General features: G+C 67.4%; 27 protein-coding genes and 1 tRNA gene. 3 read left to right on the top strand and 25 right to left on the bottom strand.

The annotated features are described in order from the left end of the window. Nucleotides 1-128: 128 nt before the first annotated feature. The 20 genes from CYU89_RS07340 to CYU89_RS07245 all read right to left on the bottom strand — a co-directional run bounded on the left by CYU89_RS07340 (nucleotide 129) and on the right by CYU89_RS07245 (nucleotide 18,318). Nucleotides 129-2,156 carry a M3 family metallopeptidase gene (locus CYU89_RS07340; protein ID WP_296279791.1) on the bottom strand — a complete coding sequence of 676 codons (2,028 nt, stop codon included), beginning with the start codon at nucleotides 2,154-2,156 and terminating at the stop codon, nucleotides 129-131. A 27-nt stretch (nucleotides 2,157-2,183) separates the two neighbouring features. Further along, nucleotides 2,184-3,290: a PLP-dependent cysteine synthase family protein gene (locus CYU89_RS07335; protein WP_296279853.1), complete on the bottom strand. Its 1,107-nt coding sequence runs from the start codon at nucleotides 3,288-3,290 to the stop codon at nucleotides 2,184-2,186. Nucleotides 3,291-3,363: 73 nt separating this feature from the next. Next, nucleotides 3,364-3,439: transfer RNA gene (locus tag CYU89_RS07330), tRNA-Lys, on the bottom strand. Nucleotides 3,440-3,511: 72 nt separating this feature from the next. Next, complete coding sequence (gene queC, locus CYU89_RS07325) at nucleotides 3,512-4,177, bottom strand: 7-cyano-7-deazaguanine synthase QueC (RefSeq protein WP_296279789.1); 666 nt, start codon at nucleotides 4,175-4,177, stop codon at nucleotides 3,512-3,514. 46 nt (nucleotides 4,178-4,223) lie between these two features. After that, nucleotides 4,224-4,907 carry a 7-carboxy-7-deazaguanine synthase QueE gene (gene queE / locus CYU89_RS07320; protein ID WP_296279787.1) on the bottom strand — a complete coding sequence of 228 codons (684 nt, stop codon included), beginning with the start codon at nucleotides 4,905-4,907 and terminating at the stop codon, nucleotides 4,224-4,226. A gap of 64 nt (nucleotides 4,908-4,971) precedes the next feature. Beyond that, nucleotides 4,972-5,793 (bottom strand): tol-pal system protein YbgF, encoded by an 822-nt coding sequence (ybgF, locus tag CYU89_RS07315; protein ID WP_296279786.1) that lies wholly within the window; start codon nucleotides 5,791-5,793, stop codon nucleotides 4,972-4,974. A gap of 15 nt (nucleotides 5,794-5,808) precedes the next feature. Next, nucleotides 5,809-6,324, bottom strand: coding sequence for a peptidoglycan-associated lipoprotein Pal (gene pal, locus CYU89_RS07310; RefSeq protein ID WP_296279783.1), 516 nt, complete (start codon nucleotides 6,322-6,324; stop codon nucleotides 5,809-5,811). A gap of 66 nt (nucleotides 6,325-6,390) precedes the next feature. Then, nucleotides 6,391-7,710, bottom strand: a complete 1,320-nt coding sequence (tolB, locus tag CYU89_RS07305; RefSeq protein ID WP_296279782.1) for a Tol-Pal system beta propeller repeat protein TolB — start codon at nucleotides 7,708-7,710, stop codon at nucleotides 6,391-6,393. Nucleotides 7,711-7,811: 101 nt separating this feature from the next. After that, on the bottom strand, nucleotides 7,812-8,849 hold the full coding sequence (tolA, locus tag CYU89_RS07300; RefSeq protein WP_296279780.1) for a cell envelope integrity protein TolA: 1,038 nt from the start codon (nucleotides 8,847-8,849) through the stop codon (nucleotides 7,812-7,814). Nucleotides 8,850-8,855: 6 nt separating this feature from the next. Next, nucleotides 8,856-9,284, bottom strand: a complete 429-nt coding sequence (locus CYU89_RS07295; RefSeq protein WP_296279778.1) for an ExbD/TolR family protein — start codon at nucleotides 9,282-9,284, stop codon at nucleotides 8,856-8,858. 12 nt (nucleotides 9,285-9,296) lie between these two features. After that, a complete protein-coding gene (gene tolQ, locus CYU89_RS07290) occupies nucleotides 9,297-10,070 on the bottom strand; it encodes a protein TolQ (RefSeq protein WP_296279777.1) in 774 nt (257 codons plus the stop codon). Nucleotides 10,071-10,109: 39 nt separating this feature from the next. Beyond that, complete coding sequence (gene ybgC, locus CYU89_RS07285; RefSeq protein WP_296279776.1) at nucleotides 10,110-10,565, bottom strand: tol-pal system-associated acyl-CoA thioesterase; 456 nt, start codon at nucleotides 10,563-10,565, stop codon at nucleotides 10,110-10,112. 51 nt (nucleotides 10,566-10,616) lie between these two features. Continuing rightward, nucleotides 10,617-11,657, bottom strand: coding sequence for a Holliday junction branch migration DNA helicase RuvB (ruvB, locus tag CYU89_RS07280; protein WP_296279775.1), 1,041 nt, complete (start codon nucleotides 11,655-11,657; stop codon nucleotides 10,617-10,619). Between the two features lie 41 nt (nucleotides 11,658-11,698). Further along, complete coding sequence (locus tag CYU89_RS07275; RefSeq protein WP_296279774.1) at nucleotides 11,699-12,862, bottom strand: DUF418 domain-containing protein; 1,164 nt, start codon at nucleotides 12,860-12,862, stop codon at nucleotides 11,699-11,701. A gap of 61 nt (nucleotides 12,863-12,923) precedes the next feature. Continuing rightward, the gene (locus CYU89_RS07270; protein WP_296279851.1) at nucleotides 12,924-14,783 is read right to left on the bottom strand and encodes a potassium transporter Kup; all 1,860 of its coding nucleotides are present in this window, start codon (nucleotides 14,781-14,783) and stop codon (nucleotides 12,924-12,926) included. Between the two features lie 121 nt (nucleotides 14,784-14,904). After that, complete coding sequence (gene ruvA / locus CYU89_RS07265) at nucleotides 14,905-15,492, bottom strand: Holliday junction branch migration protein RuvA (RefSeq protein WP_296279773.1); 588 nt, start codon at nucleotides 15,490-15,492, stop codon at nucleotides 14,905-14,907. Further along, nucleotides 15,489-16,010: a crossover junction endodeoxyribonuclease RuvC gene (gene ruvC, locus CYU89_RS07260; RefSeq protein ID WP_296279772.1), complete on the bottom strand. Its 522-nt coding sequence runs from the start codon at nucleotides 16,008-16,010 to the stop codon at nucleotides 15,489-15,491. The genes ruvA and ruvC overlap by 4 nt, the downstream gene beginning before the upstream one ends. A gap of 9 nt (nucleotides 16,011-16,019) precedes the next feature. Then, complete coding sequence (locus CYU89_RS07255) at nucleotides 16,020-16,751, bottom strand: YebC/PmpR family DNA-binding transcriptional regulator (protein WP_296279771.1); 732 nt, start codon at nucleotides 16,749-16,751, stop codon at nucleotides 16,020-16,022. A gap of 57 nt (nucleotides 16,752-16,808) precedes the next feature. Continuing rightward, nucleotides 16,809-17,447 (bottom strand): alpha/beta hydrolase, encoded by a 639-nt coding sequence (locus tag CYU89_RS07250; protein ID WP_296279849.1) that lies wholly within the window; start codon nucleotides 17,445-17,447, stop codon nucleotides 16,809-16,811. Between the two features lie 43 nt (nucleotides 17,448-17,490). Then, complete coding sequence (locus CYU89_RS07245; protein ID WP_296279847.1) at nucleotides 17,491-18,318, bottom strand: AraC family transcriptional regulator; 828 nt, start codon at nucleotides 18,316-18,318, stop codon at nucleotides 17,491-17,493. A gap of 125 nt (nucleotides 18,319-18,443) precedes the next feature. On the opposite strand from CYU89_RS07245, the gene CYU89_RS07240 reads away from it, so the two are divergent. Beyond that, nucleotides 18,444-18,872, top strand: a complete 429-nt coding sequence (locus CYU89_RS07240; protein ID WP_296279770.1) for an organic hydroperoxide resistance protein — start codon at nucleotides 18,444-18,446, stop codon at nucleotides 18,870-18,872. Between the two features lie 38 nt (nucleotides 18,873-18,910). Then, nucleotides 18,911-19,852, top strand: coding sequence for an alpha/beta hydrolase (locus tag CYU89_RS07235; RefSeq protein ID WP_296279769.1), 942 nt, complete (start codon nucleotides 18,911-18,913; stop codon nucleotides 19,850-19,852). Nucleotides 19,853-20,310: 458 nt separating this feature from the next. On the opposite strand, the gene CYU89_RS07230 is transcribed toward CYU89_RS07235, so the two are convergent. Genes CYU89_RS07230 through aspS form a run of 3 tightly spaced genes read right to left on the bottom strand, consistent with a single transcriptional unit; the run spans nucleotide 20,311 to nucleotide 22,894 of the window. Further along, entirely contained in the window at nucleotides 20,311-20,832 is a 522-nt protein-coding gene (locus tag CYU89_RS07230; protein WP_296279768.1) for a GNAT family N-acetyltransferase, read from the bottom strand. Between the two features lie 2 nt (nucleotides 20,833-20,834). After that, nucleotides 20,835-21,128, bottom strand: a complete 294-nt coding sequence (locus tag CYU89_RS07225) for a DNA primase (RefSeq protein WP_296279767.1) — start codon at nucleotides 21,126-21,128, stop codon at nucleotides 20,835-20,837. 14 nt (nucleotides 21,129-21,142) lie between these two features. Next, on the bottom strand, nucleotides 21,143-22,894 hold the full coding sequence (gene aspS / locus CYU89_RS07220; RefSeq protein WP_296279765.1) for an aspartate--tRNA ligase: 1,752 nt from the start codon (nucleotides 22,892-22,894) through the stop codon (nucleotides 21,143-21,145). A gap of 161 nt (nucleotides 22,895-23,055) precedes the next feature. On the opposite strand from aspS, the gene CYU89_RS07215 reads away from it, so the two are divergent. Continuing rightward, a complete protein-coding gene (locus tag CYU89_RS07215; RefSeq protein WP_296279764.1) occupies nucleotides 23,056-23,955 on the top strand; it encodes a DUF3011 domain-containing protein in 900 nt (299 codons plus the stop codon). Nucleotides 23,956-23,970: 15 nt separating this feature from the next. Here CYU89_RS07215 and CYU89_RS07210 read toward each other — a convergent pair whose 3' ends face one another. Further along, nucleotides 23,971-24,621: a hypothetical protein gene (locus CYU89_RS07210; RefSeq protein ID WP_296279763.1), complete on the bottom strand. Its 651-nt coding sequence runs from the start codon at nucleotides 24,619-24,621 to the stop codon at nucleotides 23,971-23,973. A 44-nt stretch (nucleotides 24,622-24,665) separates the two neighbouring features. Continuing rightward, nucleotides 24,666-24,995, bottom strand: coding sequence for a zinc ribbon domain-containing protein (locus tag CYU89_RS07205; protein WP_296279762.1), 330 nt, complete (start codon nucleotides 24,993-24,995; stop codon nucleotides 24,666-24,668). Nucleotides 24,996-25,043 lie beyond the last annotated feature (48 nt).

Raw genomic sequence — 25,043 nt, 5'->3', positions numbered from 1 at the left:
GCGATCCTCCCCGGAACGCGGGTATGACAGGGCAAGCATTATGAAAACGTTTACAGTCATGGTCAAACGCCCGGCCCCGGCCCCCGTGCGCACCTGGATCGAGGCGCCCGGGAGCGCGTTCGAACCGCTCAGCCGGCCATGCCGGCGTGACGCAGCAAGGCCTCGATGCGCGGCGCGCGGCCGCGGAACGCGCGGAAGTTCTCGGCCGCGCTGCGGCTGCCGCCACGCGCCAGCACCTCATGCCGGAACCGCGCCCCCGTTTCGGCCACGTGCGCGGGGGCTTCCTCGAAGGCCGCATAGGCATCCGCGCTGAGCACTTCGGCCCACTTGTAGCTGTAGTACCCCGCCCCGTAGCCGCCCGCGAAGATGTGGCTGAACTGGTGGGGGAAGCGGTTGAACGCCGGCGGGACGTTCACGGCCACCTCGTCGCGAACACGGTCCAACAGCGCCAGCACGGTGTCGTTGCCGGCGTCGAACGCGCTGTGCAGCTGCATGTCGAACAGGCCGAATTCCAGCTGGCGCACGGTCGCCATCCCGCTCTGGTAGTGCTTGGCCGCGACCATGCGGTCGAACAGCGCGCGCGGCAGCGGCTCACCGCTGTCCACGTGGGCGGTCATGGACTGCACCCGCTCCCATTCCCAGCAGAAGTTCTCCATGAACTGGCTGGGCAGCTCCACCGCATCCCACTCCACCCCGTTGATGCCGGCCACGCCGAGTTCACCGACCTGCGTCAGCAACTGGTGCAGCCCATGGCCCATTTCGTGGAACAGCGTGGTCACGTCGCTGTGGCTGAAGGTGGCTGGCTTGCCGTCCATGCCCTTGCCGAAGTTGCACACCAGATACACCAAGGGCGTCTGCGTGCCGTTTGCCGTCTCGCGGCGGTTGCGGCAATCGTCCATCCAGGCGCCGCCGCGCTTGCCTTCGCGGGCGTACAGGTCGAGGTAAAACTGGCCGACCAGTCTGCCGTCGCCGTCGACCAGGCGATAGAAGCGCACGTCGGGATGCCACGTGGGCGCTTCATCCTGCTCGACACGCAGGCCGTAGAGGTCGCCGATCACCCCGAACAGGCCGGCCAGCACCGCCGGCTCGGTGAAGTACTGCTTCACCTCCTGCGCGGAAAAGCTGTAACGCGCCTGCTTGAGCTTCTCGCTGGCGTACGCCAGGTCCCACGCTTCGAGCGTTTCGAGGCCCAGATGGTCACGCGCGAACGCTTCCAGCTCGGCACGGTCGCGTTGCGCGTGCGGCCTGGCGCGTGCGGCGAGGTCGCGCAGGAACTGCAGCACCTCGTCCGGCGTATCGGCCATCTTGGTGGCCAGTGAATACTCGGCGTAGCTGGCGAAGCCCAGCAGCGCGGCCAGTTCGGTACGCAGGGCGAGGATGCGGTCGATCAGCGCAGAGTTGTCGAGTGCGTCGTTGCCGGCGAGTTCGGAGGCGCGCACCGCATTGGCGTGATAGAGGGTCTCGCGCAACGCGCGGTCGTCGGCGTAGGCCTGCACCGGCAGGTAGCACGGCATCTGCAGGGTGAACTTCCAGCCCGGCTCGTCGTCGGCTTTCGCTGCCGCGCGCGCGGCGGATACGACGTCCGGCGGCAGGCCGCCGAGGTGCTGCTTGTCCTTGATCCAGAATTCGTACTCATCGGTGGCGTCCAGCACGTTCTGGGAGAACTTCGCCGACAGGCTCGCCAGTTCTTCCTTCACCGCGCCGAAGCGTGCCTTCTGCGCGTCCGGCAGCTCGGCGCCACCGAGGCGGAAGTCGCGCAGCGCGTTGTCCAGGACCTTGCGGCGTGCGGCATCGTAGTGCGCCGCTTCCGGCGTATCCGCCAGCGCGCGATACTGCCGGTACAGCGCAAGATTCTGTCCCAGTGCGCTCCAGAAGCGGGTCACCTTGGGCAACTGCGCGTTGTACGCGCTGCGCAGCGCGGGCGAGTTTGCGACCGCCTCTAGGTGCGTCACCTGGTTCCAGCCCCGCGACAGGCGTTCGGTCGCATCGTCCAGCGGCACCACGAAGGTATCCCATGTCACCGGCGTGACGGATTCCGCCACCTTCACGGCCGCCTCGGCCTCGGCCAGCAACTGGTCGATGGCGGGTGCGATGTGCTCGGGGCGGATCTCGTCGAACCGCGGCAGGCCAGAGAAGTCGAGGAGTGGATTGGTCATGGCAATACCATCTGCAAAAAGGGGATTTCAGTCCGGCCAGTCGGCCCGTGCCAGCGACGGCAGGCCTCGTCCGGCGAGAGCGGCGGCGATGGCATCGTCGTTCTCCACGATGGGGATGCCGCGCTCCAGATACCAGTCCCGGTTGTAGTAGCTGTGCGCGTAGCGTTCACCACTGTCGCACAGGATGCTGACAATGGACCCCACCTGGCCTTCTTCGCGCATGCGCATGGCCGCCGCGAGGATGCCGACGAAGTTGGTGCCGGTCGATCCGCCAACCCGGCGACCCAGCACCGCGTTGACGTGGCGCATGGCCGCCAGACTCAAGCCGTCGGGCACCTTCACCATCGCATCGATGCACGCCGGGATGAAGCTGGGTTCGCAGTGCGGGCGACCGATGCCCTCGATCCCGGAACCGCGCGCGCAGGTCAACGTGGTGTCGTCGCAACCGCCGCACGCACCCCGGTACTGGTCGAAGAACACCGAGTGCTCCGGGTCGGCACACATCACGCGCGTGGGGTGGCGGCGATAGCGTACGTAGCGTCCCAACGTGGCGCTGGTGCCGCCGGTACCGGGGCTGCAGACGATCCACGCCGGCACGGGGTGGGGTTCGGCTTCCATCTGCTTGAAGATGGATTCGGCGATGTTGTTGTTCGCACGCCAGTCCGTGGCGCGCTCGGCATAGGTGAACTGGTCCATGAAGTGGCCGCCGCTTTCCTGCGCCAGTCGCCGCGAGACCTCGTTGATCTCCGCCGCCTGCTCGACCAGGTGGCAGCGTCCGCCCTGGAACTGGATGGCCGCGATCTTGTCGGGCGAGGTCGACGACGGCATCACGGCGATGAAGGGCAACCCGAGCAGGCGCGCGAAATAGGCCTCGGACACGGCCGTCGAACCGCTGGAGGCCTCGATCACCGGCGCGCCCTCGCGCAGCCAGCCATTCGCCAGCGAATACAGGAACAGCGAGCGTGCCAGCCGGTGCTTCAGGCTGCCGGTCGGATGGCTGGACTCGTCCTTGAGATAGACATCGATGCCGGGAAAACCGGGCAGCGGCAGCGGGATCAGGTGGGTGTCGGCAGACCGGTTGAAGTCCGCTTCGATGCGCTGGATCGCCTGCGCCGTCCAGTCACGCACTGCCATCGCCACGTGGAAGATTCCCTGCAGGGCGCCGACGCGAACGCGGCGCGATGATGGCGCGGCGGCGGGATGTACGTGGTGGGCCGTGAAGGATTCGAACCTTCGACCAAAAGATTAAAAGTCTTCTGCTCTACCGACTGAGCTAACGGCCCGGGAACGCATCCCGGCCTTGCACCGGGACGCGCATTCTAGCGCATCGTCCGCGCGGGGGCGAAACGCGCCCGTCAGGCGTAGTGAGTGGGATCCGGCACGCCGGCGTCGGCGAAGCCGGCGGCGCGCAGGCGGCAGGCGTCGCAATGGCCGCAGGCCCGGCCCTCGGCATCGGCCTGGTAGCACGACACGGTCTGCGCGAAATCCACCCCAAGGCGCACGCCCTCGCACACGATGTCGGCCTTGCTCATGCGCAGCAGCGGCGCCTGGATGCGCAAGCCCGCGCCTTCCACGCCTGCCTTGGTCGCCACGTTGGCGAGCTTCTCGAAGGCCTCGATGAATTCCGGGCGGCAATCCGGATAGCCCGAGTAGTCCACCGCATTGACGCCGCAGAAGATGTCGTTGGCGCCCAGCACCTCGGCCCAGCCCAGCGCGACCGACAGCATGATGGTGTTGCGGGCCGGCACGTAGGTCACGGGGATGCCGGGGCCGCCGGCCTCGGGCACGTCGATGTCATCGGTCAGCGCGGAGCCCCCGATGCTGCGAAGGTCCACGTGCACGGTCTTGTGCGCGGCGGCGCCGAGCGTAGTGGCCACGCGCGCGGCGGCATCGAGTTCGGAGGTGTGCCGCTGGCCGTAGCGCACGCTCAGCGCATGCACGGCGAAGCCCTGCTCGCGGGCGATGGCGACGACGACGGCGGAGTCCATGCCTCCGGACAGCAGGACGACGGCATTCTTCATGGGGCGATGTTTCGTGGGGTGATGGGTAGGCTACCGCAGGCGCTGCTCAGCGTCCCGGCTCGTCATCCCACAGCAGCTTGTGCAGCTGCATCTGGAAGCGAACCGGCAGGCGGTCCTCGACGATCCAGTCCGCCAGGTCGCGCGGCGACAGTTCGGACTTGCTGGGCGAGAACAGCACGTCGCAGCGCTCGGGCAAGCGATGCTCGGCCAGCATGCCGCGCGCCCACTCGTAGTCGGCGCGGCCGCACAGCACGAACTTCACCTGGTCGCGCGCGGTGAGCAGCGGCAGGTTCTCAAGGCGGTTGCGCGCCATTTCCTTGGAGCCTGGCGTCTTCAGGTCCACCACGCGCGACACGCGAGGATCGACCTCGGCGATATCGATCGCACCCGAGGTTTCCAGGGAGACGTCGAAACCGGCGTCGCAGAGCTTCTTCAGCAACACCAGGCAGCGCTTCTGCGAGAGCGGCTCGCCGCCGGTGACGCAGACGTGGCGGACGCCATGCCGGGCGACCTCGGCGACGATGTCGTCGATCTCGCGCCACTCGCCGCCGTGGAAGGCATAGGCAGTGTCGCAGTACTGGCAGCGCAGCGGGCAGCCGGTCAGGCGGACGAACACGGTAGGCCAGCCGACCGCGTTCGCCTCGCCCTGCAGGGACAGGAAGATCTCGGTGATCTTGAGGCGTTCCAGCGGGGACTGGACGATTTCGCTGGGGCGGGCGGCGTCATTCATGGGGTGCGCATGATACGCCCTGCCGGTCCGGCGTCTCCGTCAGGAGCACCGGCATCTCCTAGACTCAGCGCAAGCGGCCGAGCTGGATGGCGCGCAGGCGGTCGTCGGCCGTACGGGCGACATCCGTGCCCGGGTACTTGGCGATGACCTCGCCCAGCGTGCGTTCGGCTTCGGGCAGCTTGCCGAGGCCGTAGTCGCACAGGCCGATCTTCAACAGGGCGCCTGCCGCCTTGTCGTGGGTCGGATACTGCGCCAGCAGCGCGCGGAACTGCTCCGCAGCCAGCGCGTAGTTCTGCGTGACATAGTAGCTCTCGCCCAGCCAGTACAGGGCGTTGGGGGCGTACACGCCGCTGGGATAGAGCTGCAGGAAACTGGTGAACAATTGCGCGGCATCCGCGTAATCGCCGGCCTTGAGCTTGTCGAAGGCCACGTTGTAGGCAGTACGCTCGTCACCCGCCGCGGACATCGCTCCCGTGTCCCCATGGACGCTGGGTGGGCGCTCGGACGTAGCGGACACGACGGGCGCCGGCGCGGTGGCCGGCGCACTGCCGAGGGGGGGTGTGGCCGCGGGCGTGCCGACCGGTGACGGCGCGGCGCCGCCTTCCAGTCGATTCAGGCGACCGTCCAGATCCAGATACTGGTCGCGTCCACGCTGCTTGAGCTGCTCGTTCTCGTTCTGCAGCTGCTCGAGCTGGGCACGCAGCTCACGCAGTTCCGATTCCTGCTGCGTGACCTTGTTGAGCAGGTCCAGGTTCTGCTGCGGATTGTTCGCTTTCGCTTCCAGCGCGGCCACGCGATCGGCCAGGCTGACGCGCTGCGCGTGAGCGGGAGCGGCGGCCACGAGGGCCGCCGCGAGGACCAGCAGGTACGTCTTCTTCACGATCATCGTGGCGACGACGGCTTACTTGGCCGTGTAGACGATCTCGACGCGACGGTTCTGCGACCAGCAGGACTCGCTGGAATCGGTGCAGACCGGACGCTCTTCGCCGTAGCTGACCACGGACAGCTGGCTGGCCGAACCGCCGCTGGCCTGCAGGGCGGAATTCACGGCGTTGCCGCGGCGCTCGCCCAGGCCGATGTTGTACTCACGGCTGCCGCGCTCGTCGGCGTGGCCTTCCAGCGTGACGCGCGAGGACGGACGGTCACGCAGGTACTTGGCGTGGCACCCCATGATGGCCTGGAACTCCGGCTTCAGGGCGTCCTGGTCGAGGTCGAAGTAGACCACGCGCTGGCGCAGGCAGGCGTCGGTGTCCAGGTCGCCCGGGCCGTACACGCCCGACGTGGTCGGGGTGGTCGGCGTGGTCGGCGTGGTGGTGGTGGTGTCGGCCGGCGGCGTCGGCTTCACGTCCTTCTTGCAGCCCGCCAGCACGGCGACGGACATCAGGGACAGCATCAGAACACGGGTGGTGTTGTTCATGGTCATTCCTTGCGTCATTGGAACAGGGGGACAGGTGGAGCGAGGGGTCACATTGTAGACACAAACTTAACGAGCGGTACGGTAGGGCGACCACGCAGGTTCACGCACATCCGCATTCGCCACGACCAGACGCTGGCGTACGCGCGCGTCCGCGGACACGGCATACAGCACGCCGCGCCCGCCTTCGCGTGCGGCGTACAGCACCATGCTGGCGTTGGGGGCGAAACTCGGCGACTCGTCCAGCGAGCCCGGCGACAGCGACGACCAGCGCGCGCCACCCAGGCTGCTGTCCATCAGGGCGATGCGGTAGTTGTTGCCGCTGCCCTGCACCACTGCCACCTTCTTGCCATCGTACGACACCGTAGCCGTCGCGTTGTAGTTGCCTTCGAACGTCACCCGGCTGGCGCTGCCGCCAGCGGCGGGCACGCGGTAGATCTGCGGGCGACCGCCGCGGTCGGAGGTGAAGTAGATGCTGCCGCCATCCGCGCTCCACACCGGCTCGGTGTCGATGGCGGACGTATTGGTGAGCTGGCGCAGCGAACGGCTGCCCAGGTCCATCACGTAGATCTCGGGATTGCCGCTGCGCGACAGCGTCAACGCCAACTGGCGGCCATCGGGCGAGAACGCGGGCGCGCCATTGATGCCGCGGAAGCTGGCGATCTTCTCGCGCGCACCGGTCGAGATGTCCTGGATATAGATGGCCGAGTTGCCGCTCTCGAAGCTGACGTAGGCCAGCTTGCGGCCATCCGGGCTCCACGATGGCGACAGCAGCGGCTCGGCCGAGCGCACGACCGTCTGCGGGTTGTAGCCGTCGGAATCGGCCACCATCAGCGCGTAGCGCGCCGCTTTGCCCGTACCGGCGGCGGTGATGTACGCGATGCGGGTCCAGAACGCGCCACGCACGCCGAGGATCTTCTCGTAGATGGCGTCGGCCATCTGGTGGGCGACGTCACGCAGCGCATTCGAGCGCGCCGTCATGGCCAGGCCGAGCATGCGCTCCTTCTTGGCCACGTCGAAGAGTTCGTACTCGACGCGATAGCCGCCGTCGCCGGCATCCACCACGCGACCGACCACGATGTAGTCCTGGCGCAGGGCCTGCCAGGTCGGATACTGGATCTCGCCACCCCGGGTCGGACGCTCGGCGATGCGGGCCTCCGGCAACGTGCGGAAGGCGCCCGAGCGCTCGAGGTCGGCACGGACAACTGCGGACACGTCGGTCGGCGGAGCGGCCGCGCTACCTTGGTAGGGCATGGGCACCACGGTGATCGGCAGGGCCGAGGCGTTGCCGCCAATGATGTCGATCTCCAGACCCTGCTGCTGGGCGGACGCCAGCACCGGGGCGAGCATGAACAGGATCAAGGCGAACCAGCGCAACGGTTTCTTCATGGGCAACGACTCTGCGGTTGGGCGGGGCGGCAAAGGGATACCAGCCCCCGCGTGAACGTTTTAACAATTGTGAACGGAAGGCAGCGAAACGCGGCGTGAAGTCAGCGGTCGCGGGCCTCGAAGTTCAGCGTCAGGGTGCGGGCGAAGACGGTCTCGAAGCCGCGGTACGGCAGCGGTCGCGCCTTCAGTACGGCGCGTTCGATCGAGTCCTGCCCGGCCGCATCCATGGCGCACCCCGGCTGCACTTCTGCGCTGACCACATCGCCGCCGGGCAACTGGCGGATCACCACACGGCAGCGCGTACCGACCGGGACGGACTCCGGGCGCGTCCACTGACGCAAGACAGCCTCCTGGATGGCGGCGGCATAGCGCCCCCTCAGATCCTCATCCGTGCCGCCGGTGCCCGCCGGACCGGCGGACGGCGCCTGCGTGGACGCTGCCGTGGCCGCCGCCTGGCGCGCCCGCGCATCTGCGAGCTGACGGAGCTTCTGTTCGGCCAGCTGCGCCTCGCGGGCCGCCTGCGCCCGCTGGCGCCGGATCTCCTCAAGACGCTTCTTGTCCGCCTCGGCCTTCTGCGCCGCCTCCGTGGTGATGCGCTTTTGCCTGTCCTCTTCCTGTTGGGCGGCGAGCCGGCGCTGCTGCTCGGCCTGCTCCTGGCGCTTGCGCTCGGTCAAGTCGATCTGTTCCTGGCGGCGCTTGGCCTCCTGCTCCTGTCGCGCCTTTTCCTGCGAAATCGCCTCACGGCGCGCTTCATCCTGGTCGACCTCATCCGGCACTGGAATGCGTTCCTGCGCCTGCGCCTGGCGTTCGACCGGCGCGTCCTGCGGTGCAGGCTCGGGAATCGGCTGGGGGGGCGGGACGGTGTCCTCGGGAGCCGGCTCCTGCACCGGCTCGGGCATCGGCGCCGGCTGGAAATCAAGCGCCCGTTCGACCGCCCGCGCATCGGACGACGACACGTCGAGCGTGGCCTCCATCGATTGCGAACCTGCGGCATTCAGGCGCTCGCGGTCCCACTTGAAGTACGGCGACACCAGCAGCACCACGAGCAGCAGCACGTGCAGGCCGATGGCCCACGCAACCGCCCGGCCCAGCCCTTCGTCCTGCGGCAGCGTCTGTCGCTGGAAGGCTTCAGCGTGCATGGCGCGTTACTGCTTGGTCCACAGGACGACGTTGGTCACCTTGGCCTTCTTCAGCGCCTCGGTGGCGTCGATCACCCGCTGGTACGGCGCATCCGCGTCGCCTGCGAGCAGTACGCGCAATTCGTTGCCCTGTTCGGCCTTGATCGGCGCCAGCATGGCCTCGAGCTGCGCCGCGTCGACGGTGCGCGGCGCCTTGTCGCCGGGCAGTTGCAGGCCCAGCCGGCCATCCGGGTAGGCGACGACGATGATCGGGTCGTTCTTGGTTTCCACGGCCTTGGCCGTGGACGACGGCAGCTTCACGTCCACGCTCAGCGTGAGCAGCGGCGCGGTCACCATGAAGATGATCAGCAGCACCAGCATCACGTCGATGTAGGGCACGACGTTGATCTCGGATTTCAGCTTGCGCCGCTTGCGGTGGACGATGCTTCCGGCCATGGGGAACTCCGCTTACTCGGCTGCGTTCTGGCGCTGGAGGATGGAGCTGAACTCTTCGGCGAAGCTCTCGTAGCGCACCGCCAGCCGCTCGACGCGGGTGGTGAAGCGGTTGTACGCCCACACCGCGGGAATCGCGACGAACAGGCCGATCGCCGTGGCGAACAGCGCTTCCGAAATGCCCGGCGCGACGGCGGCGATGCCTGCCTGCTCGCCGCTGTTGAGCATGTCGTGCATCGTCACCATGATGCCGAACACCGTACCTACGAGGCCGACGTAAGGCGCTGTGGAGCCGATGTTGGCGAGCAGTTCCAGGTTGCGCTCAAGCTGGTCGACTTCGCGCGTATAAGTCACGCGCATGGCGCGCTGTGCGCCTTCCAGCTGCGCGCGTCCGTCAAGGCCGCGCTTGTCGCGCAGGCGGGTGAACTCGCGGAAGCCCGCTTCGAAGATCGCCTCCAGGCCGGTCACCATGCGATTGCGGTCGGCGGCGCCGGCGTAGAGCTTGTGCAGTTCGGCGCCCGACCAGAAGCGGCTCTCGAACTCGTCGGCATCGCGGTTGGCGTTTTTGAACACGCGCCCCTTGCGGAAGATGATCACCCAGCTGATCAGCGACCCGGCCAGCAGCAGCAGCACGATCAACTGCACCGGCAGGCTGGCCTTGAGCATCAGGTCGATGTAGTTGATGCCGCTGTGCACGGTGGCGGCGGCCGCATCGGCCGTCGCGGCGGCGGTCTCCGGCGGCAACGCCTCCACCACGGTGTCCTGGAAGGCCAGTAGCGTTGCGATCATCCGTCGTTCCTCGTCGTTCGGTTCGTGTTGCGCATCAGGTCAAAGCGGACGGCCCGGGGTTTCGAGCCGGCGGAATTCGTCATACAACGCCTCGGGCAGCGCAACGGGTCTGAAACCCGAGGCACTCAGCGCCGCCACCTTCACCTCAGCGGTCAGCAGGACCTCGCCGTCCCGCTCGATGGACTGGGCGAAGACCACGCTGGCCCGCTTGCACTGGTGGATGCGCGCCGACACGTGCAGCAGATCGTCCAACCGCGCGGGACGCAGAAAATCCAGGCGCATCGCGCGGACGGCGAACACCAGGTCGTGGGTCTGGCGCAGTCGTTCCTGGGCATGGCCCCGGGCCCGCAACCATTCGGTACGGGTCCGTTCGAGGAAAGCAACGTATTGCGCGTGGTACACCACGCCACCGGCGTCGGTATCTTCCCAATAGACGCGTGTCGGAAAGATGAACGGCACCGCCTCCGCGGCGATCCTCGTCGAATCAGTAGTCAACGCATGCGCTCCCGCACCCTGTGGTGCATACCAACCTGTAACCAGTGCCGCTCAGAACAGTTCACCGGACGCATCGCCCGGTTCGGGAACGCGCCCCTTCGGCGTGAGTCCCAGGTGCAGGTACGCCTTGCGGGTCGCCATGCGTCCGCGAGCGGTGCGGATCAGGAAACCCTGCTGGATCAGATAGGGTTCGATGACGTCTTCCAGCGTGCCCCGCTCCTCGCTGAGCGCGGCAGCCAGGGACTCGACGCCCACCGGACCGCCATCGAAACTGTCGACGATGGTGCGCAGCATGCGGCGGTCGAGTTCGTCGAAGCCCTCGGGGTCCACCTTCAGCATCTGCATCGCCGCGCGCGCGACATCGACGTCGATATGACCGTCGGCCTTGACCTGCGCGTAATCGCGCACGCGGCGCAGCAGGCGGTTGGCGATGCGGGGCGTGCCGCGGGCACGGCGCGCGATCTCCGCGGCGCCTTCCGGCACGCAGTCCATGCCCAAGATGCGCGCTGAGCGCTGCACGATGCGGGTCAGCTCTTCGGGCGAGTAGAACTCGAGTCGCTGCACGATGCCGAAGCGGTCCCGCAGCGGCGCGGTCAGAAGACCGGCGCGGGTGGTGGCGCCGATCAGGGTGAACGGCGGCAGGTCGAGTTTGATCGAACGGGCCGCCGGGCCCTCGCCGATCATGATGTCGATCTGGAAATCCTCCATCGCCGGGTACAGCACTTCCTCGACGACGGGCGAGAGGCGATGGATCTCGTCGACGAACAGCACGTCGTGCGGCTGCAGGTTGGTCAGCAGCGCTGCCAGGTCGCCGGCTTTCTCAATCACCGGGCCCGAGGTCACGCGCAGGTTCACGCCCAACTCATTGGCGATCACGTGGCTCAGCGTGGTCTTGCCGAGGCCGGGCGGCCCGAAGATCAGCACGTGGTCCAGTGCCTCGCCGCGTCCTTTCGCCGCCTGGATGTAGATGTCCAGCTGTTCGCGCACTGGCTTCTGGCCGAGATACTCGTCCAGCCGCTTCGGCCGGATGCTGGCCTCGATGGCGTCGTCTTCGCGGGTGGCGGAGGAATCGATGATGCGGTCGGCGGTCATGGCCCCATTATGACGGACCGGCTGTGCTTGCGACCGCGCGATCAGGCCGCCACGACAGGCCGTGACCTCTTCAGGCGTGTCAGCCGCTCGTAGGAGGCATGCCACACCCATTCCAGCGGCCCCCGCTTCGCATGTAGCTGCCACGCGTGGGCGAACAGCATCACGCAGGCCGCAACCGCCGCGTAGGCCGCGATCGTTACCGGCACCGAAGCGGCATCCGGAACACGCCGCGCCAACCCCAGCCCCCAGTCGTAGCAAAGGGCGGACGCCAGCAGGTTCTGCAGCACATACCCACTCAATGCCATGCGGCCCACCTCGGCCAAGCGCTGTCCGAGGAAGCCGGGTGTTGGCCGCCGCTGGAACGCTTCCGCGACCGCCGCCAGAAGTCCCACCGCCACGAATGGCGCGCTGCCGTAGCGGCCGGCCATGATGCCTGCTTCGCCTCCGAACACGCCCAACGCCATGTCGATGGGCCACGCCAGCCCCAGGCCGATGACCATCAGCCAACGGCGCAGGCGCGCGCCGCGCGCCTCGAACACGCCCGCATCGAGCAGGCGCGCCCCGGCCAGGAACAACGCCACGCTCATCGGTGCGATGAAGATCATTTCCTGGCGGAAAAGCCAGACGTGGTCGATCCGCGCCACCACCAGGTCCCACCAGCTCGCATTGACCGTTGCCGTCGCGACGGCCGGCTCGGCCGCGAGCTGGTCACCCCACAACGCCAGCGCAACGACGATGATGCCCAGGAACGTCAGGTGGAGCGTGGCGGCCACGGCCAGCCAGGCCCACCGACCCCGGGCACCCAGCTTCAACATGAAGGCCACGATCACCGATGTGAGCGCATAGCCCATCAGCACGTCGAATTCGACGACGAACAGATAGTTCAGTACGCCATCGACGAAGAGCAGCAGCGCGCGCACCAGGTACGGACCCGGCCACCGGGCACCCTGCGCCGCCGCGGAACGCTGCTGCAAGGCGATGCCCATGCCGAACATCAGCGCCAACAGACCGAGGAACTTGCCCTGGGTCAGCTGCTGCAATGCCAGCACGGCCCAGTGCGCCTCCGATGCTCGTCCCCACCCGGACTCCATGTAACCGAGCAAGCCGCCGGGATACATGAAGACCCAGATGTTGGTGCCCAGCGTGCCGAGGATGGCGATGCCGCGCAGCACGTCGAGCACGGTCAGGCGGTCATGCGGCGGCATCCTGCCTCCTTGCGTGGGGCGGAGCCCAAGTTTACGGCAGCGCCCCGCACGCGACGCGCGGTCAGATCTCGACCTGCGCGCCGAGCTCGACCAAGCGGTTGCCCGGGATCCGGAAGAACCCCGTCGCAGGCGCCGCATTCCGATGCATGGCCGCGAACAGCTTGTCGCGCCAGATCGGCATGCCTCCCTGGCGACGCGCGACCACGGTTTCGCGGCTGGCGAAGTACGTGGTTTCCATCGGGTCGAAATACACGCCGCCCTGGTCGCACGACCCCATCAGTGCCTGCGGGACGTCCGGCGTTTCGGCGAAACCGTAGCTGATCACCACCCGGTAGAAATCGTCGCCGATCGGATCGATCTTCAGGCGCTTCTTCTTCGGCGCATACGGCACGGTCAGCGTCTCGACCGTCAGGAACACGTTGCGCTCGTGCAGCACCTTGTTGTGCTTGAGGTTGTGCAGCAGCGCGTGCGGCACCACGCCCTTGTCGGCGGTCAGGAAGATGGCCGTGCCGGGGACGCGCACCGGCGGCGCCAGCATCAGGCCCGGCAGGAAGGTATCCAGCCGGATGCCTTCCTTCTGCACCTCGCCATGCAGCAGCTCGCGGCCGCGGCGCCAGGTGCGCATCATCGTGAAGGCGGTGATGCCGATGAACAGCGGCACCCAGGCGCCGATGCCGGTGACCAGCTTGGCGCCGTTGGCGAACAGGAAGGCCAGGTCGATCACCAGGAAGACGCCGCACAACGGCAGCACCCAGCGGCGCGAATCCGGCCAGCGCGTGTACGCCACGATGGCCAGCAGCAAGGTATCGATCAGCATGGTGCCGGTGACCGACAGGCCATACGCCGTGGCCAGCGCCCCCGAGCTCTGGAAGCTCAGCACCAGGACGATCACCGCCAGGTACAGCATCAGGTTGACCGACGGCACGTAGATCTGGCCGATGGTGTCCTTCGAGGTGTACTTGATGTGCAGGCGCGGCAGGTAGCCCAGCTGGATGGCCTGACGCGTCACCGAGAACGCGCCGGTGATGACCGCCTGCGAAGCCACCGCGGCCGCCGTCGTCGCCAGCACCAGCATCGGGATCTGCGCCCAGTCCGGGATCGACATGTAGAACGGATTCGCGACCGCTTCGGGATGGCGCAGCAGCACCGCGCCCTGGCCGTAGTAGTTCAGCACCAGCGCCGGCAGCACGAAGCCGAACCAGCCCCAGCGGATGGGCCGTTTGCCGAAGTGGCCCATGTCGGCGTACAGCGCCTCACCGCCGGTCACGGTCAGCACCACGGCGCCGAGGATCAGCACGGCGTGCCAGTCGTGGGTCACGAAGAAATGCCACGCCCAGTACGGGTTGAGCGCCGCCAGCACCGAGGGATTGTGTGCGATGTTGTAAATGCCGAAGCCGGCCAGCACGATGAACCAGGTGATCATCACCGGACCGAAGGCCCTGCCGACTTTCGCCGTGCCGAAACGCTGCATGGCGAACAGGCCGGTCAGGATGACCAGGCTGATCGGCACCACCCACTGCTTGAAGACGGGCGACACGACTTCCAGGCCCTCCACCGCACCCAGCACGGTGATCGGCGGGGTGATCATGCCGTCGCCGAAGAACAGCGCCGCGCCGAAGATGCCGAGGATGCCGACTGTGTAGCTCATGCGCGAGCCCTTGGCCAGGCTGCGCTGCGCCAGCGCCGTCAGCGCCATGATGCCGCCCTCGCCTTCGTTGTCGGCGCGCATGATCACGATGACGTACTTCAGCGTCACCACCAGCAGCAGCGACCAGAAGCCCAGCGACAACAGGCCGCGCACCGTGTCAGGATCGGGCGTCAGGCCGAAGTGCGGGTGGAACATCTCCTTGATGGTGTACAGCGGGCTGGTGCCGATGTCGCCGAACACCACGCCGACCGCGCCGGCCACCAGCGCGACCATGCCTGCCTTGGAATGACCGTGCTGGCCGGTGTCGCCGGGCGCGGCGTGGGAAGAATGTGGGGTGGACATGGCGGCCGGCAGGGTAGCGCTGTGGAAGTGAAGGGATGCTCTAACGCAGCGCTTAGCGCAGCGCGGCCTGCAGGGCCTTGCGGATGATCATGGCGGCATCGTCGCCGGGCGCGGCGGCATCGCGCGCCATGCGGGTGGCCTCGGCGGGCTTGTAGCCGAGCTGCTGCAGGGCGATGGTGGCTTCGGACTGCGGATCCGCCGGCAGCGCGGTGATGCCGCCCACGCCGGTACCCATCAGGTCGGCCGCGCGGTCGCGCAGTTCCACCACCATGCGCTCGGCGGTCTTCTTGCCGATGCCGGGGATGCGCGTCAGCGCCGTGACATCGCCGGCCTGCACCATGCGCGCGAACTCGTCCACGCTGGCGCCGGACAGCACCGCCAGCGCGATCTTCGCGCCGATGCCGCTGACCTTCTGCACGTCGCGGAACAGCCGGCGCTCGCCCTCGCGCAGGAAGCCGTACAGCGACACGCTGTCCTCCTTCTGCGCATGGTGGGTGAACAGCAGCACTTCGCGACCCACGTCCGGCAGGTCGTAGAACGTGCTCATCGGCGCCTCGAGCTCATAGCCCACGCCGCCCACGTCGATCACCAGCCAGGGCGGGGACTTGTACGCCAGGATGCCGCGAAGACGTCCGATCATTTCCTGCTCCAGGCCAGTTGCGAACTCACGCCCAGCCGTTTGGCGGTGGCGCGCACGTGTGCGTGGGTGATGGCGACGGCCAGCGCATCGGCCGCATCGGCCTGCAGCTTGCCGTGCAGGTTGAGCATGATGCCGACCATGTGCTGGATCTGGGTCTTTTCTGCGCTGCCACGGCCGACGACGGCCAGCTTCACTTCCTTGGCGGCGTACTCGTGCACCGGCAGGTCGCGCAGGACGACGGCACTGATGGCGGCGCCCCGCGCCTGCCCCAGTTTCAGCGCCGAATCCGGATTGCGCGCCATGAAGACTTTCTCGATGGCCACTTCGTCCGGTTGCCACGTGGCGATGATGGCGGTCAGCCCATCCAGCAGCACGCGCAGGCGCTGCGGGAAATCCTCGGCGCCCAGCAGCACCAGCGGTGCATGGTGGACGTGGCTCACCTTGCCCGTGGCATCGACATCGATGATGCCGATGCCGGTGCGCTGGGAACCGGGGTCGATGCCGAGGATGCGGGTCACGGGATCGGCTTACGCGTACGCGTCGGCGCCCAGGTCGGCGTTGGAGTAGACGTCCTGCACATCGTCGAGGTCTTCCAGCATGTCCAGCAGCTTCTTCACCTGCAGGGCGGTCTCGCCTTCCACGCGGATGTCGTTGTCGGCACGGTAGGTGATCTCGGCGTGGCCCGGCGCCAGGCCGGCGGCCGTCATCGCCTCCTTGACGGCCTGGAAAGCGTCCGGCGCGGTGACCACGTCGATCGAGCCGTCGTCGGGATAGACCACGATGTCATCGGCGCCCGCCTCGATGGCCGCTTCGGTGATCTTCTCCTCGTCGGCCCCCGGTGCGTAGCTCAGCACGCCGAGGCGCTTGAACATGAAGGCGACCGAGCCTTCCGTTCCCATGTTGCCGCCGTGCTTGCCGAACGCATGGCGCACTTCGGCCACGGTGCGCACGCGGTTGTCGGTCAGGCAGTCGACGATCACCGCGACGCCGCCCGGCGCGTAGCCTTCGTAGCGGATCTCTTCGAACACCACGCCTTCCAGCTCACCGGTCGCCTTCTTGATGGCGCGCTCGATGACGTCCTTCGACATGTTGGCCGACAGGCCCTTGTCCACGGCCGCACGCAGGCGCGGGTTGTTAGCGGGTTCGCCGCCGCCGGCGCGGGCCGCCACGCCGATCTCGCGGATGATCTTGGTGAAGATCTTGCCCCGTTTGGCATCGGTGGCGTTCTTGCGGGCTTCGATCGACGGGCCTCTGCCCATGGTGACTTCCGGAGTGCACTGACAAGGGCGCGGATTATACGCGCCCGCCTGCGCAGGTCAGTCCTGTCCGTCGAAGCGGCCGTTGCGAAGGAAGCAGGCCGTCTGGTGAGCGGCATCGGCGGAGAACACCAGACCGGTGTGGCTGGCAGGCACCACGCAGTGTGCCGCCAGGCCGGGCAGCCGGGTCTCTTCCAGTCCGACCGTGCCGTCCGACGCGCCGTCGAACCGGGTGATCAGGCGCCCGATGCCGCGCGCGACGTTCCCCGCCACCATCGCCACCGGTACGTGCCCGTCCCATGGCACGCAGCCCGTCTGCAGGAGCGCGCCGCTGCGGCCGAGCACGGGCGCCGTCCAGGCGTGCCGACCCAGACGGCGGGCGGCGCCGCTGCCGCACAGCGGCGACCCCAGGCAGACCATCCGCCGCACGGGCAAGCCGGGCGCGCGACGCAGTGCCTCCAGTCCTATCAGGCCGCCCAGGCTGTGCCCGACCAGATGCACCGGCGGCGAGGCCTGCAGCCGCTCGATCAGGGCGGCGATCGCTGGCTCCGGGCCGCCCAGGATGCTGGGATAGCCGAACACTTCGACCTCGAAGCCTTCGCGGCGCAATCGCCGTGCGAGGGGAGCGAGCCAGGATTTCGCATTCCAGATGCCGTGCACCAGCAGCACGCGGGTGGTGTCGTCTCTCCCATCATTCATGCGCGACCGTATGGGCGACAGCGCGGGGTCGTGGCCCACCGCGTCAGTGCGTTGCATGCAGGCGTTTCCATTCGCGCGGCGACATGCCGCTGTGCGCCTTGAACGCACGCGACAGCGCCGCCTCGCTGCCGTAGCCCACGTCCGAGGCCACCACCTTGAGTGGCCTGCCCTGCCGCAGCGCCTGTTGTGCGAGGCCCACCCGCCAGCCCTGCAGGTACTGGCCCGGCGTGGTGCCCAGCGCCTCGCGGAAATGCGTCGCGAACACGCTGCGCGACATGCCAGCCACGCCCGCCAGGTCGTCCAGCGTCCAGTCCTTCGACGGCGCCTCGTGCATCGCGACGAGGGCGTGACGCAGGCGCGGGTGCGACAGGCCGGCCAACATGCCGCCCTTCACCTCGCCGGTCTCCATCAGTTGCCGCAGCACCTGGATCATGACCACCTCGAACAGCCGGTTGACCAGTGCGGTGCGGCCGCAGCGCTGGGTGAAGGCCTCCTCGAACAGCAACGCCAGCACCTCCTGCGCACCGACGATGCCGTCGAGCGGCAGGCAGACCACGTCCGGCAACGCGGCGCCGATCGGATTCTGCGCGCCGCCGTCGAAGCGCACGTTGGCGCAGGCCATGTCGGCTCCGCGTTCGTCGTCGCTGACGAAACGGTGCGTCATCGCACGGGGATAGAGCAGCAGGCTGGGCGCGTCGATGCGCAGCGACGCGCTGCTGTGGAACACCTCCAGCGGTCCTCGCTGGATCAGGTGCAGCTGGCCCACGCCAGGCTCCGCCTCCAGCGTGTTGATGCCGCAGAGCGCGCCGGCATGGAACACCTCCGCCGACACCGAGAACCGTTCCAGCAGCACAGCGAGCCTGTCGACCACATCGGTACTCCCGATCAAGTTATCAGGACTATACGTCACGAATCGTACGCACGGAGCGCGCAAAGTACACCTCACCGGACGGCCACCCCGCTCTGGACCCCCCCCACCCTTGCAGGAGTAACGCCATGTCCATCGAAACGATCCTCTACACCGCCACTGCCACCGCCTCGGGTGGCCGCGAAGGCCAGGCCACCTCGTCCGACGGCGCGCTGGACGTCACGCTGTCGACCCCGCGCGAACTGGGCGGCGCCGGTGGCCCGGGCACCAACCCCGAGCAGCTGTTCGCCGCCGGCTACTCGGCCTGCTTCCTGGGTGCGTTGAAGTTCGTCGCCGGCAAGCAGAAGATCAGCCTGCCTGGCACCACCACCGTCACCGGCAAGGTCGGCATCGGCCAGATCCCCACCGGCTTCGGTATCCAGGCGGAATTGACCATCGCTGCACCCGGCATCGCCCGCGACCAGCTGCAGGCCCTCGTCGACGCTGCACACATCGTCTGCCCGTACTCCAACGCCACGCGAGGCAACATCGACGTGACGCTGGCGATCGCCGACTGACCGCTGTTCCTGACCACCCTCCACAGGAATCCAATCCCATGAACACGCTCACCCGCACGTTTGCCGCCAGCATGCTGGCCGTCGCCACCCAGGCCGGAATGACCGCTCAGGCCGCACCGGCCACCGCGCCGGTCGCCGCCGAACGCACCGCCAGCACCATCACCACCGCCGACGGTGTGCAGCTCTATTACAAGGACTGGGGCCCGAAGAACGGTCCGGTCGTGACCTTCAGCCATGGCTGGCCGCTGTCTTCGGACAGTTGGGAGTCGCAGATGATCTTCCTGGCTTCCAAGGGCTACCGCGTGGTGGCGCACGACCGCCGCGGCCACGGCCGCTCCAGCCAGCCGTGGGACGGCAACGACATGGATCACTATGCCGATGACCTCGCCACCGTGATCAACACACTCGACCTGAAGGACGTCACCGTGGTCGGCTTCTCCACCGGCGGCGGCGAAGTGGCGCGCTACATCGGTCGCCACGGCACCGGCCGGGTGAAGAAGGCGGTGCTGATCAGCGCGGTTCCGCCGCTGATGCTGAAAACCGCGGACAACCCGGGCGGCCTGCCGATCGAAGTGTTCGATGGCATCCGCAAAGGCCAGTTGGACAACCGTGCGCAGCTCTACAAGGACATCCCGTCCGGCCCGTTCTACGGCTTCAACCGCCCGGGCGCGAAGGTATCGCAGGGCCTGATCGACAGCTGGTGGGCGCAGGGCATGCAGGGCGGCCACAAGAACACGTACGACTCGATCGCCGCGTTCTCGGCCACCGACTTCCGCGACGACCTGAAGAAGTTCGACATCCCCACCCTGGTGATCCACGGCGACGACGACCAGATCGTCCCCATCGACGCCGCCGGGCGCAGCTCGGCCAGGCTCATCAAGAACGCCAAGTTGATCGTCTACGCCGGCGCTCCCCATGGCCTGACCGATACCCACAAGGATCGCGTCAACCAGGACCTGCTCGACTTCCTGCAGAAGTAAGTTCCAATACGCAGACAAAGCAACGGCCGCATCAAGCAGCCGTTCGCTTTCGATCTTCCGCATCCCGATGCGCCAGCGAGCCCAACAGACCCGGAGGGCGGCGGACATGGATGTCCGCCGTATTACGCCTCGCCAGTGCTGCCCTGTAGCAGCGGGCCATGCCCGCGATGCTCTATCCCCGCCTGCATGGAAAGCATCGCGCCCAAGCGGCGCCCCCTACGGGGATGGGCGTGATCTTCCCGGTCTACGAACGGCGGCGAGCACTAGCAGACCCGGAGGGCGGCGGACATGGATGTCCGCCGTTTTCCGCCTCGCCAGGAAGGCGAGTCGGAAAATCCCGATAGCAACGAACTGATGGGATTGCTTCGTCGTGAAAGACGCTTTCTTTTGGTGACTTTTCTTTGCGTCAACAAAGAAAAGTTACCCGCTAGACCGAAGGGCTAGCGGAAGCTCCTGCATCAACCGACAGAAGAAGCATCCCGCCGCAGGATGAACTCATCATCCAGCGTCTTCCCCACCGGAAACTTGTACGCCCCGACCCGCACAAACCCCTGCCGCGCATAAAACCGCTGCGCACCGAAGTTCTCCGACCACACCCCGATCCACAGCGTCCGCGGCCCGTCCTTCAACAGCCACCGTTCCACCTCGGCGAACAGCTTCCCGCCCCACCCGCCGTTCTGGTGCGAGGCCAGCACGTACAGCCGCTTCAGCTCGCCATCGCCCTTCGCCACGTCCTCATGCGGCAACCCGCACGGCCCGGCGGCCGCATGACCCACGGCAACGCCATCGTCCTCGAGGAACCACACCGCGTAATCCGGGTGCGACAGGATGATCCGTTGCTTGTCGACGTCATAAGCATCGGCGAGGAATGCGGCGAGATCCTCAGCCGGATACAGATGCCCGAAGGTTTCCGTGAACGTACGCGACGCCAGGTCCGAAAGGGCCGTGGCGTCATCGACGGTGGCGCGGCGGATCTGCACGCTTACGCGTCCTCTTCTTCCTCTTCCTCTTCCTCTTCGTCCGCCTCGTCGGCGTCCTCGTCTTCTTCCTCTTCGTACTCTTCTTCGTCTTCTTCTTCGTAATCGTCTTCGCCGAAGTCCTCGCCGTCCCAGCGACCCTGGCCGTCCGGCACGAAGGTCACCGCCATCGCGGCCGGCGACATGCCGACGCGCACCAGCCAGCCACCGAACACGCGCGCGCGTTCCGTCACCAGGCCCGCATCGGCGCCTTCATTGCCCAGGCGTTCCCATTCCAGCGAAAAAGCGTATTCCGTCATTGCGTGTTTCTCTCTCAGTCTTTCTTCGGACGCACCTGAATATGGACTTCAGCAAGCTGCTCGTCCGGGATCGGCGACGGCGCGCCGGTCATCAGGCACTGCGCGCTGGTGGTCTTGGGGAACGGAATGACGTCGCGGATCGAATCGGTCCCCGCCATCAGCGCCGCGATGCGGTCGATGCCGAACGCGATGCCGCCATGCGGCGGCGCGCCGAAGCGCAGCGCGTCCAGCAGGAAGCCGAACTTGGCTTCCGCCTCTTCCGCACCGATGCCAAGCAGCTCGAACACCGCGCTCTGCATGTCGGGTCGGTGGATACGGATCGAACCACCACCGATCTCGTTGCCGTTCAGCACCATGTCGTAACCGCGCGATACCGCGGTCTTGGCGTTCGCGCGCAGGTCGTCGATGTCGTCCACCGCGGGCGCGGTGAAGGGATGGTGGAGCGCGACGTAGCGTTGCGCTTCCTCGTCCCACTCGAACATCGGGAAGTCGGTGACCCACAGGGGCTTCCAGCCGTCCTGCACCAGGCCAAAGTCCTTGCCGGCCTTCAGGCGCAGTGCGCCCATGAAGTCGCTGACCTTGTTGTAGCCGCCCGCGCCGAAGAACACGATGTCGCCGTTGCCGGCGCCGACGTGCTTCACCAGCGCCGCGAAGGCGTCTTCGGCGAAGAACTTCCGGATCGGCGAGGAGATTTCGCCAGCCTCGTCGATCTTGATGTAGGCCAGGCCCTTGGCGCCGTACTTGGCGGCATGCGCGGCGTACTCGTCGATCTGCTTGCGGCTGAGCGATGCCCCGCCCGGGATGCGCAGCGCGGCCACACGGCCGTCCGGATCGTTGGCGGCGGCGGTGAACACGGCGAACTCGCTGGACTTCACCAGCTCGGCCACGTCCACCAGTTCAAGATCGAAGCGCAGGTCCGGCTTGTCCGAGCCGTAGCGACGCATCGCCTCGGCCCAGGTCATGCGCGGGAACTGTGCGTCCAGCTGCACGTCCATCACCTCGGCGAAGATGTCGCGGATCATGCCTTCCACGGCGTCCTGCACGTCGCGCTCGCGCACGAAGGCGAACTCCATGTCCAGCTGGGTGAACTCCAGCTGGCGGTCGGCGCGCAGCGCTTCGTCGCGGAAGCAGCGCGCGATCTGGTAGTAGCGGTCAAAGCCGGCCACCATCAGGATCTGCTTGAACAGCTGCGGCGACTGCGGCAGCGCGTAGAACTCGCCCGGATGCATGCGCGCCGGCACCAGGAAGTCGCGCGCACCCTCGGGCGTGGCCTTGGTGAGGATCGGCGTTTCGATGTCCTGGAAGCCGCGCGCATCCAGCCAGCGGCGCAACGCCTGCACCAGCCGGATGCGCGTGCGCTGCTTGCGCTGCATGTCGGCGCTGCGCAGGTCCAGGTAGCGATACTTCAGGCGCGTCTCCTCGCCCGGGTTCTCGTGGTGGTGGAAGGGCAGCGGATCGGCCTTGTTGAGCACAGTGATCTTGGTGGCGATCACTTCCACCTGGCCGGTGCGGATCTTGGTGTTGACGGCCTCGCGCGCACGCACGACCCCTTCGACCTGCAGCACGTCCTCGTAGCCCAGCGACGCGGCCACCTTGAACACCTCGGCATTGGACGGGTCCACGGTGACCTGGACGATGCCTTCGTGGTCGCGCAGGTCGATGAAGCAGACACCGCCGAGGTTGCGGGCGACGTCGGTCCAGCCGCACAGGGTCACGGTCTGGCCGATCATGGCCTCGTCGACGAGGCCGCAGAAATGGGTACGCATGGGGGCTCCACTGGGTTCGGACCGGGGCCGGGACATTCCGCGGCGGGACAGGCCGGTCAAGCCGCGTAGTTTACCCGGTCCCCCGCCCGCGGACCCCACCCGCCCCTGCACGGGCTTAACGGGCGCGGCGTATGCTGGCTGCTCCCCAGGAGGGCGCCACCATGAAGAAGCCGTTGTTGCAGTCCGTGCTCGTACTGTTGCTGGCCCTGGTGGCCGGCAGCGCCGCCGCCCAGATCACGCCCAAGGCGTACGCGCCGGAAAACCTCCGCACGCTTTCAGTGCAGGACCAGACCCGGGTGATCAGCCTGGAATACTCCGAGCAGTCCCGCGGTCGCCGCATCCCGGACGACCAGCTCCGCTTCTACCTGGACCAGGTCAACCGGTCCAACTGGACCTTCAGCCGGATCAAGCAGGACATCGCCCAGTCGCTCGGCGGCAACAGCGGCGGCTGGAACCCCAACCCGCCGCCCGCCGGCAACACCATCCTCTGCGAGAGCAAGAGCGGCGACGCCAAGCGGTGCACGCCGCCGTGGCGTGGGCAGTCGCGGCTGGTGCGGCAGATCTCCAACAGCCGCTGCGAAGAGGGCGCGACCTGGAGCTCGCAGGATGGCCTGATCACCGTATGGAAGGGGTGCCGCGGCGAATTCGCCCAGGGCAACGCCACCGGCGGCACGATCCGCTGTGAAAGCAACGACGGCCGCGGGCGCACCTGCCGCACGCCGTGGAGTGGCCACTCGCGCCTGACCCGACAGCTGTCGAACGCGGCCTGCGTGGAAGGCCGGAGCTGGCAGTCGCAGCAGGGCCAGGTCTACGTGGGCAATGGCTGCCGCGCCGAGTTCGGTCCGCGCGTCGGTGGCGGTGGCGGCTCCAGCAACTACTCCGTGACCTGCAGCAGCGAAGACAACCGCCGCAAGACCTGCGCCTACGACCCGCGCCAGGGTCGTCCGATCCTGCTGCAACAGATCTCGAACACCAGCTGCCGCGAAGGCTACAGCTGGGGTTACACCGGCACGCAGGTGTGGGTGGACCGCGGCTGCCGCGGCCGCTTCGGGCCGCGCTGAGCCGCCGCTACCGACTCAGCCGTCGGCGCCCCAGGGTGCCGGCGGCAGTTCGACCGGCGTGGTGAGGTCGAATTCCACCCGGAACAACCGGCCGTTCGGCCGGCTCAATTCGTAGACGAAGGTCTTGCCGGGCACCAGTTCCATCGCCCACGTATTCGTCACCGAGGCCGCCAAGCCTTCCCGCTCGAACATCGCGATCGAATCCGCGTCCACCGGGAACGCCTGCCGCCGCGTGCTACCCGGCCCTGCCGTGTCGCCGCCGTACATCGTCACCGCGTCGGGACTGCCGTCTTCATGGCGGTGATCGTGCTTCAACCTCAGGCCAGTACCGGTGCGCGTCAGCACCCAGGTGCGTGAATGGTCATCGCCTACGTGGAAGGGAATGCGGATCTCGCGCGTCGGGTCGTCGCACCCCCGCACGTGCATGACCAGCGCCTTGCCCTCGAAGGGATCAGGCGTGGTCGGTGCGGGCTGGTTGGCGGTGATACGGCCGGCGTAGGCCTTGCCGCAGTGGAAGCGCAGATTGGACCAGAACTGGTCACGAGGCTCGGCGGCGATGGGCACCGGCGCATCAATTCCCAGCGCCAGGGGTCCTGAATGCAGCGCCTTTTCTCCACATCCGCTGACGCACAGCAACGCGAATATCGCCACGCAAATTCTGCTCATCGCATTCCTCGCTAGCCAAGGAATGCACCTTACACCGAGTTGCCTTACGACGAAGACGACGGCGCCGCCGGCTTCGATTCCGTCTTCGCCGGCGTACTTTCGGTCTTCGCCGGCGCCGGCTCGGCAGGCTTCGACTCACCGGAAGGCTTGGCGCCTTCGCCGCCGTCTGCCAGATTGCGCTTCTTGTCGCCGTCCTTCTTGAAGTCGGTCTCGTACCAGCCGCTGCCCGCCAGCCGGAACGACGGCGCCGTCAGCTGGCGCTTCACCGCGTGCGCACTGCAGGCGGGGCAGGTGTCGGGATCCGGATCGGACAGTTTCTGCAGGCGGTCGAAACTGTGGCCGCACTGGGTGCATTCGAAGGCGTAGATGGGCATGGCAGCTGATCGGGGGGGGGTGGGACGGACGTACGGGGTGTGGGGATG

It is taken from the genome of Pseudoxanthomonas sp. (assembly GCF_002863005.1).
GTDB lineage: Bacteria > Pseudomonadota > Gammaproteobacteria > Xanthomonadales > Xanthomonadaceae > Pseudoxanthomonas_A.
This window is presented reverse-complemented; position numbering and strand designations above follow the sequence as displayed.